Origin of the sequence: Limosilactobacillus sp. (genome assembly GCF_040772465.1) — a bacterium.
Lineage (GTDB): Bacteria > Bacillota > Bacilli > Lactobacillales > Lactobacillaceae > Limosilactobacillus.
This window is the reverse complement of record NZ_JAXGYB010000001.1, coordinates 87214-101324: the sequence shown is the minus strand read 5'-3', so window position 1 is coordinate 101324 and position 14111 is coordinate 87214. Positions and strand designations below refer to the sequence as shown.

The window sequence follows — 14111 nt, the reverse complement described above, 5'->3', positions numbered from 1 at the left end:
TAATTATCTATCAACTATTTGAACGTATATAAGGAGGATATCGTTTTGACTGATCCGGTACTTTCTTCGGAAACCAAGCACTTAAAACAGGTATTGTCTAAAATTGAACAGGCTGAAAAGAAGGCGGAAGGCCATGTCCAGACTGCTCGCCATGAGGCACGCCAACTGGATAAGGGTTTTGATGACATTCACATCAACACCACAACCTATTCAGGGATGATGGATACTGCCGTCTCTGTTCGGGCCCAGCAACAGATGCTGGATGAACGAAAAAACAGTTGGCAACATGCGGCTAACCGTTTATCAACGCTGAAACGCTTGCATGCGAAGCCATACTTTGCCCGTATTGATTTTCTTGAAGAGCCGGCCAAGCCCCACCAAAAGCCTGAAACAATTTACATTGGGCTCGCATCTTTTGCGGACCGTCCCGATCACTTTATGGTCTACGACTGGCGGGCACCGATTTCTTCTATTTACTACGATGGTGGTTTAGGTAAGCTGAGCTATAACACGCCAGATGGCAAACAGGATGTCGACGTTAAACTCAAGCGGCAGTTCCAGATCGAAAATGGAGTCATCGTGACCCTCTACGATACGGATGAAGCTGTTACCGATCAGATGCTATTGAATGCCCTGAGTAACCACTCGGGGACGAAGATGAAGTCGATTGTCACGACAATTCAGCGCACCCAAAACCAAATTATTCGTAACACAAAGGCGGACCTTCTCTTCGTCCAAGGTGCTGCCGGCTCTGGTAAGACGGCGGTGGTCTTACAACGTGTGGCTTGGTTGCTCTACCGTTACCGTGGCAACCTCAATAGTTCCCAAGTCATCATGTTCTCACCTAACCAGCTTTTTAACGACTACGTGGACTCTGTTTTGCCACAGCTGGGTGAACATAACATGGTCCAGATGACCTATTTCCAGTATGTTGATCGTCGGGTGCCGCGCCTCCACGTGCAAAACCTGCAAGAACGTTTTGAAGAGACGATGGATGAGACTGCACATAAAATCAATAATCTCTTGACGAGTCGCGAATACTTCGATACCGAAACGCGTTACGCCAACCACCTTGGACACGCCAACCTGCATTTCCGTAACCTGATGTTTGGCAAAAAGGTCTTCCTGAGCAAGGATAAGATTAAAGAAATCTACTATTCTTTCAATAATAACTACAACTTGGGCAACCGCCTGGATGGTACTAAGGAAGAATTGGTGAAGTACTTGAACCGGCGGGTTGGCAGTGAGATACGGTCTAAATGGGTTGAACAGCGAGTTCAAACGCTGAGCCGGGAAGAAATCGATGACCTCTTTCGCGATCACCCGCGTGAATTCAAGGATGAACAAGAGGAGTACCGGTTCATGGCTCGGCAGATCGTGATGAAGGCCTTCCAGCCTATTAAGCGTGCCATCGACCACAACCGCTGGATCAACATCAATGCCCAGTATGTCCACCTGATGCGGGTGACACCAAAGATTATCGATCTGGATAAAGCCGGGATCACGGAAGAACAGTGGCTGTCCTTTGTCGATCAGACGGTGGATGACCTTCGCAATCATAAGATGAGTGCCAGTGGTGTCAGCATTTACCTCTACCTGTATGACTTGCTGACGGGGAAGATTGGTCAGCGCGAGATGCGCTACGTCTTTATCGATGAAGTACAGGATTACGACCCATTCCAGCTGGCCTACCTGAAATACTGCTTCCCAGAAGCCAAATTCACCCTGCTGGGTGACCTTAACCAGGCCATCTTTACCAATAACAATAGCCATGCCTTGCTTCATCAACTTGGTGAAATGTTTGATCAGGATAAGATCAAGGTCATGCAATTGACGAAGACCTACCGTTCGACTAAGCAGATCACTAATTTTACCAAGCACCTGTTGATTAATGGCGAAGCAATCGAGCCATTTAACCGGAATGGCAAGCTGCCACGTGTTTTGACCGCGACAGATGAAGCGACTGCGGCTGATACAGTCGTCGACACGCTGAAGGCCTACAGCAAGGAACACGATACGACAGCCGTGATCGGTAAATCCCTGGCGGATAGTGAACGCATTGCGGATCTGCTGAAGCAACGTGGTGTCAAGGCCACCCTCATTAAAACCGAGAACCAGCGTTTGACTCCTGGGACCATTGTCGTCCCATCATACCTGGCCAAGGGCTTGGAATTTGACGCGACGATCGTTTGGAACGCTAACGACAAACAGTATGATCGTGATGATCAACGCCGCCTGTTGTACACCATTTGTTCACGTGCCATGCACGAATTAACATTAATCGCGATTGGTCAGGCTACGCCACTCCTTGATCGGGTGCCAAAAGACGAGTACAGGACGGAATAAGAATATTACCGAAAGTTTGCAGATAGGTGATATTTTTTTTAACATTTCAGAAAATCCGGCTTTGGTAGTTGCTATCTCTGGTGGTTAAGGTATGATGAAACTTGATCTTGTAATGGAGGCACAATTATGAAAACAGCGGTGCGGAAGCTGCGGGCTGGTCTTAACACCAAGCTCGGCTTCTTTCTTTTGACAGTAGTCTTGTTTGCCCTCAAGAGCTACTGGGCGTACCAAAATAAATTTAACCTGGGGGTTAAGGGCAGTGTCCAACATTTCTTGCTGGCCTTTAACACCATTCCGGGGGCACTGATTTTTATCGGCATTGCCCTTTATTTCCGCGGGCGCTTGTCTTATTGGCTGATGAGCATCATTAACTTCTTGCTGTCAACCTGGCTTTTTGCCAATATCCTCTATTACCGGGAGTTTTCCGACTTTATCACTTTCAACCTAATTAAGGGCTCCAGTGCAACGTCGAACAACCTTGGTAAAAGTTTGGCTGGAATCATTCGGCCGAGTGACTTTTTAGTTTATGTCGATGTGATTATCCTGATAGTGGTCCTGTTAACCCACTTAATCAGGGTCGACATGCGTTACTTTAAAGTGCGCTATGCTCTGACCATCACAGCACTGGGCTTTGTGCTGTTTGGCGTTAACTTGGGGATGGCCGAAAGCAACCGTTCCCAGCTGCTTACACGGACTTTCGATAACAACTACATCGTTAAATATCTCGGTTTACAGGCTTATACCATTTATGATGGGATTAAGACTGGTCAGAACAACGCAATTAAATCTAAGGCTTCTGCTAACCAGCTGAAACCAGTTCGTAAGTTTTTAAAGAGCAACTATGCGAGCCCTAATATCCAGTACTATGGGACTGCTAAAGGGAAGAACGTCTTCATCATTCACCTGGAGAGTTTCCAGCAGTTCTTGATTGACTATAAATATCATGGGCAAGAAGTAACGCCAACGCTGAACAAGCTGTACCACGCTAGCGACACGATGGCTTTTGATAACTTCTTCCACCAGGTTGCCCAGGGGAAGACTTCTGACGCTGAAATGATGCTGGAGAACTCACTCTTTGGTTTGCCTGAAGGATCAGCCTTCGTTACCGATGGTGGAACCAATACTTTCCAGGCCATGCCTGCTTTGATGGATCAACGTGGTTACACGACCGCTTCGTTCCACGGGGATGTTCCGAGTTTCTGGAACCGGGACAACGCCTACAAATCTATGGGTTACCAGTACTTCTTCAGTAAGAATTACTTCCCAGTTACTAAGAATTACGACAAGGGCTACGGGATCAAGGATAAGATTTTCCTGAAGGATTCCTCTTACTATCTTGAGCAATTGCCACAACCGTTCTATGCTAAGCTGATCACGGTTACTAACCACTATCCATACTTGCTGGATAAGCAGAACAAGTCCATCGGCAAGCTGCATACTGGTGACAAGACCGTCGATCCATACATTCAGACGGCCCACTACCTTGACCAATCCATTGCAGAATTGCTGGATTACCTGGACAAGACCGGTCTGCGGAAGAACAGTATTTTGATTTTGTATGGCGACCACTACGGCATTTCCAACAACCACATGGGCGCAATTGACAAGATCCTGAAGACCAAGAAAGTCAATAATTACCAGCTGGCCATGTTCCAGAAGGTACCATTTATGATCAACATGGAAGGTCTGAAGGGTGGCATTAACCACACTTATGGTGGTGAAATCGATGTACTGCCAACACTGGAAGACCTGCTGGGGATGAGCTCCAAGAACTACATCCAATTTGGTCAAGACTTGTTATCTAAACAGCGTAACCAAATTGTTTCCTTCCGTGATGGCGACTTCGTCACACCTAAGTACACCAAGTACGATGGCGATGTTTACTACACTAAGACTGGTAAGCAGATTAAACACCAGACCAAGGCCCAGAAGAAGCAACTGGATGATATCCAGCACTACGTCACCACTGAGCTTGGTTTGTCTGATAAGGTCATGAATGGTGACCTTCTGCGGTTCTACCACTTGCCAGGCTTCAAGAAAGTCAACAAGAAGGATTATAACTACAACTTGAACCATGGTTTGAAGCAGCTGAAGCACGCTCAAAAGAAGAAGAAGACGAGTGTGAAGGCTGAAAACAACAATCAGAGTACCTTTGATGAATATTCGACGGATGCGCCAGAATTGAAGGCTGACCCAACGCTGAAGTTCCCAAAGGCCAAGTAAATTAAAACAAGCAATTAAAGGGCTTGTTTGCTAAATAAGGACTGGAAATCATCTGTTGGTTCCCAGTCCTTTGTTGTATACTAAAACTATTATTGAAAAGGATTACATACGAAAATATGACAAAGATGGATGAATGGATAAATTACAACCGCTTTGATCGCCAAAAATGGCACAGCTTTTTCCCTAATGATAAAGTTACACTGAGTCAGGAAAACCTGGATGATATTCGCTCGTTGAACGATAAGATTTCGATTGATGATGTCAAGGAAGTCTATTTACCGCTGATCAAGCTGATTCAGCTGAAGTATCTGAATTACATTCAGTGGCAACTGCAGAAAATGACCTTCCTGCACCAGTTTGGCCAACGAATACCTTATATTATCGGCATTGCTGGTTCAGTGGCTGTCGGCAAGAGTACGACGGCCCGGCTGCTACAAATCCTTTTAAGACGTCTATTGCCCGACCGGCGAATTGCCCTGATGACGACTGATGGTTTTCTTTTTCCCAACGCTGAGCTTAAGAAGCGGGGAATCTTAGAACGCAAGGGTTTTCCGGAATCGTATGACATGGAAGCATTGCTGGCTTTCCTTAACTCTGCAAAAGCCGGGGCCGAGGAGTTGCGTGTGCCGATTTACTCACACCAGAGCTACGATGTTATGAAACACCAACGCCAGCTGATTGACCGGCCAGATATTCTGATTGTAGAAGGGATTAATACTCTACAGTTGCCGCGTAACCAGCGACTCTACGTCAGCGACTTTTTTGACATGGCGCTTTACGTCGATGCAAAGGCTAAGCTGGCAGAGCAGTGGTACCTTGAGCGTTTCGGGATGCTGCTGGATACGGCTTTCACGGACCCGACCAATTACTACTACCCGTTGTCGCATCGCGATCGCGAACACGCATTTAACATTGCCCGGGACGTATGGAATCGGGTGGATCTGCCTAATTTACAGCAATATATTTTGCCAACCCGTAACCGAGCAGACGTAATCCTTCATAAAACAGATAATCATTTCATTGATCGTGTTTATTTGAGAAAATAGCATTTATCAGTTGAATATTAAAAAGCCCTAGATGTGTTGACATCCAGGGCTTTTTTGTTCATTTATGGATCATGAAATGATGCTATATAATTCGATTTTTGGGATTTTGCATATAAATAAAAGAATCACAAGCAATAAAATGGTGCTTTTTAAAAGTACTTAAAAAGAGTAATATCGCTACTGCAAATAGTACTAAATATCACTAGTTAAATGATAAACACACTATAAGTGAAACTAGACAGCGGACATTGGACTTATTCATTTGAATTAAATCAAAAGTCCCCTTGATGCCGTTCTAAGGCTTGATAGAAGGGCACTAATTAGTTAACAGTGATAAATGAGATAAGTGTCGATCGATTATTGATAAATAGAATTAATAGGCTAAAAAATGCTAATATATATGATTTAATAATCATATCACTTTGAAAAAGTATAGACTACTAATATCAATACTACGCTATAAATAATATAAATTTAAAAATAGGGTTTCAAAAATTTCATTTATCGGGTTAAATATACATTGTAAATGATATTAATAAATGAATAACAGACGGGGGATTAATTATCATGCTATCAAGTAATAATCATTCAGAACAAATCAAAAAGCAAATGCCAAAGCAACAACGCTTTGCCATTAAGAAATTAACTGTGGGGGTTGCTTCTGTTCTGGTCGGTTTGAGCTTCATGGGAATCACGCAGGATGTCCATGCGGATGTTGCTGGTTCTGCTCAACAAACATCTACTGAAAAACAGGCAACTGCTAATAATGACAACGATGGCAATCAAGCAACGCTCAAGGCTAGTGCAGCTGCTAGTCAAGTTTCCGGTGCTGACCAAACTCAGAGTGTTGCTCAATCTGGTGCTAGTTCAAGTGCAGCTTCATCAGTTGCTTCATCTGCTGCTAGTCAAAGCGTTGCCTCTGATGCTGTTTCAAGCGCTGCTTCCAACGCCCAAAACAGTTCAGCAGCAAACCCATTCGTAGTATTAGCTTCTTCTGATGCCAATAGTGACGCAAGTCAAAATGATAAGCTGGCAAACTACGCTGGTGTTCACTTTGTATTTGAAGACGCCAATGGCAATCTAATTGATGGTCAATCAATTACGGGTGGTAGCAACTTCAATGATGATACCCAGGAAGGCTTCTATGATAAATCAAACCTTTACGTCGGCCATGATTTAGCTACCCAGTATTTAGATAAAACTTGGGACGTTGTTAATAACGACTTCATCACATACGGTTATAAACTGGTTAACTGGAAAGACGTTGTAGCCCAAATGGTTCCTGGATCGACTCCTGACACAGCTGCCTTTAAGATGGGTACGACGGTTGTCCTTAAGTATGCCAAGTTTGCTAATGTGATCGTACAAGATGTTGATGCTGATACTGGCAAGGTTTTACACCAATACACTCTGTACACAAATGGTAGTAAAGATGCTTCACTGACGTATCTTTACAATCATGATGAAGCCAATGGCCTAAATTGGGGATACAGTAAACTTCAACCTTACAGTACTTATGTTGACAACTATACTTTTGCTGGAACTAAATCCATGATTGATCTTTACTTGGATGATAACTTCCCAGTTCAAACGGTTAACGCAGATGGCACTGTGAACCCTAACGACAAAGTTGTTCAGTTTATGCAACGTAACCTTGACGATTACAAGGCAACTTTCAACTACGTCAATGCATTGACGGGTAAACCACTGAATGTAAAGAAAGCTTTGTCATACTGGGGTTATGCTAACTACATGCCAAATGACTCTTCACTAACTTTCCAACTGACAGGATCTTCAATTACTAATGTCTTCAATGAATTCATTAACCTGCCAGGCTACAAGTTAGTTAACTGGAAAGATGTAGTTAAGCAATTGACATTTAATGGTGACGGTTTCGCACCTTCTGCTAAGTTGCCAGCTAACATCACTTTGAAGTATGCTCCGCTTTCAAACATTTATGTTAATTATAGAGATGCATCTACTCATAAGATCATCTTTAGCGGCATGTATTCTACTCAAGATCTTACTGATACCTCTATTCAATACCGGATGGGCGATAAGACATCTGCTGCCGCACCACGTTACGTTATTAATCCTGTCCAATTAAACGGCTACAAACTGGTTGCAGGTGAAGGCCCGGTTACTGGCTATATCGATGATGACTTTCCAACCCAGACTTTAAATGCCGATGGGACGTACAAGGATAATCCAAAAGTTATTGAATTCAATTACGAACCAACTGATAATACTGATTCTGGTGTTGATGCACAGGGACATGCCTATGGACAAAGTCACCAAATGTGGACTGAATATCGATATTTAGCAAAGCCAACTGTTGATGGTAAGACACGCCTGCCAGGTTCATTTGTTATTAGTGGGGCCCTTCATAAAACTTTTGCCCAAAATGGATTTGATTTTGAAGGAAAATTCCAAAAGCAGGTTGATTTAATCAAACCAATGGGCTGGAATTACACTGGTTCCACTGGTGCCTACAATAATAATGATTACTACAACGACATAACTAAGACATGGAACTACTTCACACCAAACCAACCAGTCTTCGTTAACTACTATGACACCAAGGGCAACAAGCTGACTGACACCGTCACGTTGGCATCTAACAAGAACAATCCTGACCAAAGCAACGATGGGATCAACGGGATGTACTTACCATACGGTAACTGGACTGCTCCACAGCGTGATTTCAATGGCTACACTCTGGTAAAGACTGAAGGTGCAACTTCAGGCCAATTCAACAGCTTTACTTACACGGTTAACTTCATCTACGCAGCTGATACTACTGGTAAGGTTAGCTACATCGATGATACTGATAACACTACGCTGCGGACGGATGATCTGTCAGGTGTTACCGGACAAGCTATCGACTACACAACTGCTGACAAGGTTAAAGAACTAGAAGGTAAGGGACTGACCCTTGTATCCAACAATTTCAAAGATGGTCACGAAACTTACAACGAAAATGCTGCTCAAAACGTCTTTGAAATTCACTTCAAACACGCAACAGAAAATAAAGATCAGCAGCAACAAATTAAGGAAACCATCCACTACGTTTACGCTGATGGTTCCCAAGCGGCACCGGATGCAGTTCGCACCGTTAACTTTAAACGGACAAACACTATTGACCAACATAATGGCAAGGTTACTAATGGTAATTGGACTCCAGATACCCAAAGCTTTGCTGCCGTAGTTTCACCAACGATTGCTAACTACACGGCAAACAAGACTTCCATCGATGCCCAGACGGTTAAGGCTGGCGACAGCAACCTTGAATTTACGGTTATTTACAACCGCGACACTACTAAGGGCCAGGTTAAGTACATTGACGACACGACAGGTGCTCAACTGGACGCTGATTCACTGAACGGTAACGTTGGCGACGCTATTGACTACACCACTGCTGGTAAAGTCAAGAACTTTGAAGACCAGGGACTGGAACTGGTACATAACGACTTCAAGGATGGCCACGAAACCTACAATAAGGATGCTAACAAGAACGACTTTGAAGTTCACTTCAAGCATGCCACTACGCAGTCTACGGAAAACAAGGTAGTTAAGGAAACTATTCACTATGTTTACGAAGATGGCACCACCGCTAGTCCTGATTTTGAAGGCAGTATCACATTTACCCGCAACAATACCTATGACAAGTACACCAAGCAAACTACTAACGGTGACTGGTTCTCAGACACTGGCACCTTTGATACGATCGTTTCACCAACCATTAAGGGCTACAAACCAAGCATTGCTTCTGTTGCTGGTTACACGGTAACGCCAAACAGCGAAGACAAGACAGTCACGGTTATCTACAGCCAACAAGCCACTAAGGGTGAAGTCAGCTACGTTGACTTGACTGCTAACCGCGTCCTGGCCACTGTTCCTTTGAACGGTAACATCGGTGACCCAATTGACTACACGACTGCCGGTAAGATTGCTGATTACGAAAAGCAGGGCTTAGTACTGTTCCACAATGACTTCAAGGATGGTCAAGAAAACTTCGCTAAGAACGAAAACCAGAACTTCTTTGAAGTTCAGTTCAAGCACGCCTTCAAGGATAGCCAAGAAAACAGCACCGTTAAGGAAATCATCCACTACGTTTACGATGATGGTTCCAAGGCTGCTGATGACTACACTGCCCACATTGACTTTAGCCGGACTAAGCACACGGACCTGTACACTGGTGACACCAACTTCACCCGTTACACACCATGGACACCAGAAGTTGGCCAATTTAAGGCTGTTGATTCACCAGTGATCGCCAACTTCACTCCTAACATGCTGACAGTTCCAGCAATGGGTGAATACGCAGGCAACCCTGATTACGAAATGACCGTTGTTTACACGCGGAACGCAGCTCAGGGTATGGTTACCTACTACGATGACACGACAGGCATCCAACTTCGCCAAGATTCACTTAATGGTAAGGCTGGTCAAGCTATTGACTACACCACTGCTGACAAGGTTGCCCAGTTCAAGGCTGATGGCTACGAATTAGTATCCAACGGCTTCAAAGATGGTCACGAAGACTTTAACCAGGATGCTACGAAGAACAACTTCGAAGTTCACTTCAAGCATGGTCAAACAACTGTTAACGGTAGCAAGACCGTTAAGGAAACGATTCACTACCAATACGCAGATGGTACGAAGGCTGCCGATGATGCAACTGCTGATGTCACTTTCGGTCGGACTAACACTGTTGATAGCGTTGACGGCACTGTCCTGAAGGCAGGCACATGGACTCCAGCAAGTCATGAATTTGCCGCTGTGAAGTCACCTGCTATCAAGGGTTACACTCCTGATTACGCACAAATTGCTGCCCGGAACGTAACTCCAGCAAGCAACGATTTCGAAGTCGTCGTTACCTACATTAAAGACAGCGCAGCTGGTCGGGTAACTTACATTGATGACACGACTAACCAAACCCTGCGGACTGATGCTCTGAATGGTCATTCTGGTGAAGCTATTGACTACACCACTGCGGGCAAGATCAAGGGCTTTGAAGACCAAGGCTTGACTCTTGTATCCAACAACTTCAAGGATGGTCAAGAAAACTTTGCAGATGATGTAGCAGGCAACACCTTTGAAGTTCACTTCAAGCACGACATTACTACTACAACTGAGCCAAAGGATGTTAATGAAACCATCCACTACGTATACGCCGATGGTACTAAGGCTGCTGCTGACCACACTGCAACGGTTCACTTCAGCCGGACTAACACGACTGATCATTACACTGGCAAGACTACGAATGGCGCATGGACTTCTGATAATGATCAATTCGCTGCCGTTGTATCACCAGCCATTGATAACTACACACCAGATAAGGCAGAAGTTGCTGCTGTGACGGTAACGCCAAACGCCAAGGATGTTGACGTCACTGTTACCTACAACCGCGACGCCGCAAATGGTACGGTAACTTACATCGATGACACGACCAACCAGAACCTGGCTGTCGATGCCTTTGATGGTCACGCCGGTGAAGCTATCGATTACACCACTGCAGGCAAGGTCGCTAACTTCGAAAAGCAAGGACTCAAGCTTGTCTCCAATGGCTTCAAGGATGGTCACGAAACTTACAACAAGGATGCTAAGAAGAACACCTTCGAAGTTCACTTCACTCATGCTTTGAATGACGTTAACGAAACGAAAGCCATCAACGAAACGATTCATTACCAATACGCCGATGGCACCAAGGCTGCTGCTGACCACACTGCTAAGGTTGAATTCAACCGGAATAACACTGTTGATCAGTACACTGGCAAGACTACGAACGGTGCATGGACTCCAGCTAATGGCCAATTTGCCGCTGTGGTTTCACCGAAGATCGCCAACTACACGCCAGACAAGGCAGAAGTTGCTGCTATTACGGTTAACCCTGGTGACAATGACAGTGATATCACCGTTACCTACAACCGTGACGCTGCCAATGGTACGGTAACCTACATTGATGACACGACTCACCAAAACTTAGCTGTTGATTCAGTCAACGGTCATGTAGGTGAAGCTATTGACTACACCACCGCTGGTAAGATCAAGAACTTTGAAGGACAAGGTTTGACCCTTGTATCAAACGACTTCAAAGACGGCCACGAAAGCTTCGACAAAGATGCTGCTAAGAACAACTTTGAAGTTCATTTCAAGCACGCTACTACGACGTCAACTGAAGCTAAGGACGTTAAGGAAACCATCCACTACGTATACGCCGATGGCACTAAGGCTGCTGATGATGCCACTGCAACGGCTCACTTCAGTCGGACTAACACCACGGACAAGTACACCGGCCAAACTACCAACGGTGCATGGACTTCAGAAAACGACCACTTCGCTGCTGTTGAATCACCGAAGATTGCTAACTACACACCTGATAAGGCAGAAGTTGCTGCTGTGACCGTAACGCCAAATGACAATGACATTGATGTCACCGTCACTTACAACCATGATCTCGCAAACGGAACGGTAACTTACATTGATGACACGGCAAACCAAACTCTGGCTACTGACCACTTCAATGGTAATGTCGGTGAAGCTATTGACTACACCACTGCTGGCCAGATCAAGAACTTTGAAGGACAAGGTTTGACTCTTGTATCAAACGACTTCAAGGATGGTCACGAAAACTTCGATAAAGACGCCGCTAAGAATGTCTTCGAAGTTCACTTCAAGCACGACATGGCTACTGCAACTGAATCCAAGGCTGTTAAGGAAACGATCCACTACGTATACGCCGATGGTACCAAGGCTGCTGATGACGCTACTGCAACGGTCAACTTCAGCCGGACCAACACCACGGATAACTACACTAAGCAGACTACGAACGGCAACTGGACTTCCGATAATGATCAATTCGCTGCCGTCGTATCACCAACAATCGCTAACTACACGCCAGACAAGGCAGAAGTTGTTGCTGCTACGGTAACTCCAGACGCTAAGGACATTGATGTCACCGTCACTTACAACCGTGATGCCGCAAATGGTAAAGTAACCTACATTGATGACACGACTAACCGGAACTTAGCCGTTGATGACTTTGATGGTCACGCCGGTGAAGTTATCGATTACACCACTGCAGGTAAGATCGCTAACTTCGAACAGCAAGGCCTCAAGCTTGTATCCAACAACTTCAATGATGGACACGAGAGTTACAGCGAAGATGCAACCAAGAACACCTTCGAAGTTCACTTTGCTCACGTTCTGAACGACGTTAACGAAACGAAGACCGTCAACGAAACGATTCATTACCAATACGCTGACGGCAAGAAGGCTGCTGCTGACCACACTGCTAAGGTTGAATTCAACCGGACTAACACTGTTGATCAGTACACTGGTAAGACCACGGATGGTTCATGGACTCCAGCTAAGGGTCAGTTCGCAACTGTTCAATCACCAAATATTGACGGTTACACTCCTGACTTGGCATTAGTTGCTGTTCAATCCGTTGACCCAACAAGTGCAGACCTTGACTTGACGGTTACCTACGTAGCCAACCCAGTTCAGCCAAGCAAGCCGGTCAACCCAAGTCAACCGAGTCAGCCAAGCAAGCCGGTCAACCCAAGTCAACCGAGCCAGCCAAGCAAGCCGGTCAACCCAAGTCAACCGAGTCAGCCAAGCAAGCCGGTTAACCCGAGTCAACCGAGTCAGCCAAGCAAGCCGGTCAACCCAAGTCAACCGAGCCAACCAAGCAAGCCGGTCAACCCAAGTCAACCGAGTCAGCCAAGCAAGCCAGTTAACCCAAGTCAACCGAGCCAACCAAGCACTCCGGTAAATCCAAGTCAACCGAGTCAGCCAAGCAAGCCAGTTAACCCAAGTCAACCGAGCCAGCCAAGCAAGCCGGTTAACCCAAGTCAACCAAGTCAGCCAAGCCAGCCGGTCAACCCAAGCCAGCCGAGTCAGCCAAGCACTCCGGTAAATCCAAGTCAACCAACGACTCCATCAACACCGAACGTGCCAAGTTCAAATGGTTCGACTACACCGGTTAACCCAAGTCAGCCGAGCCAACCAAGCACTCCGGTAAATCCAAGTCAACCAACGACTCCATCAACACCGAACGTGCCAAGTTCCAATGGTTCAACTACTCCGGTCAACCCAAGTCAGCCGAGTCAACCGACTACACCAGTTAACCCAAGTCAGCCAAGCACTCCGGTAAATCCAAGTCAACCAACGACTCCATCAACACCGAATGTGCCAAGCTCAAATGGTTCAACTACTCCGGTCAACCCAAGCCAGCCGAGTCAACCGACTACACCGGTTAACCCAAGTCAGCCAGCTGAACCTGCTCAACCTGTAGCACCAGCTCAACCAGCTGCACCACAGACTCCAGCAGCTAACAAGCCAAGCGCTGCCTCTGCTACTGAAAAGCTGCCACAAACTGGTAACGATCAGGCAAAGGATGCTGCAATGGCAGGCTTAGGTCTCGCCGCAATCCTCGGCTTCTTCGGCCTTGGCAAACGTCGTCGCAATGATTAAAGCAGATAACTAATC

Annotated in this window: 4 protein-coding genes; all 4 read left to right on the top strand. The window is 45.7% G+C overall.

Annotation, left to right across the window (positions count from 1 at the left end; all coding sequences use genetic code 11):
* The first annotated feature begins 45 nt into the window (after window positions 1–45).
* The 4 genes from helD to AB3114_RS00320 all read left to right on the top strand — a co-directional run bounded on the left by helD (window position 46) and on the right by AB3114_RS00320 (window position 14096).
* Window positions 46–2346, top strand: a complete 2301-nt coding sequence (helD, locus tag AB3114_RS00335; RefSeq protein ID WP_367341271.1) for an RNA polymerase recycling motor HelD — start codon at window positions 46–48, stop codon at window positions 2344–2346.
* A gap of 126 nt (window positions 2347–2472) precedes the next feature.
* The gene (locus AB3114_RS00330) at window positions 2473–4569 is read left to right on the top strand and encodes an LTA synthase family protein (protein WP_367341270.1); all 2097 of its coding nucleotides are present in this window, start codon (window positions 2473–2475) and stop codon (window positions 4567–4569) included.
* Between the two features lie 125 nt (window positions 4570–4694).
* Window positions 4695–5615 (top strand): type I pantothenate kinase, encoded by a 921-nt coding sequence (gene coaA / locus AB3114_RS00325; RefSeq protein ID WP_367341269.1) that lies wholly within the window; start codon window positions 4695–4697, stop codon window positions 5613–5615.
* Between the two features lie 567 nt (window positions 5616–6182).
* Complete coding sequence (locus AB3114_RS00320; protein ID WP_367341268.1) at window positions 6183–14096, top strand: YSIRK-type signal peptide-containing protein; 7914 nt, start codon at window positions 6183–6185, stop codon at window positions 14094–14096.
* Window positions 14097–14111: the final 15 nt, after the last annotated feature.

Bases quoted from the DNA above. Each gene is read 5' to 3' on its own strand.
- AB3114_RS00330 (WP_367341270.1), top strand. From the start codon at position 2,473: ATGAAAACAGCGGTGCGGAAGCTGCGGGCTGGTCTTAACACCAAGCTC.
- coaA (WP_367341269.1), top strand. From the start codon at position 4,695: ATGGATGAATGGATAAATTACAACCGCTTTGATCGCCAAAAATGGCAC.
- AB3114_RS00320 (WP_367341268.1), top strand. From the start codon at position 6,183: ATGCTATCAAGTAATAATCATTCAGAACAAATCAAAAAGCAAATGCCA.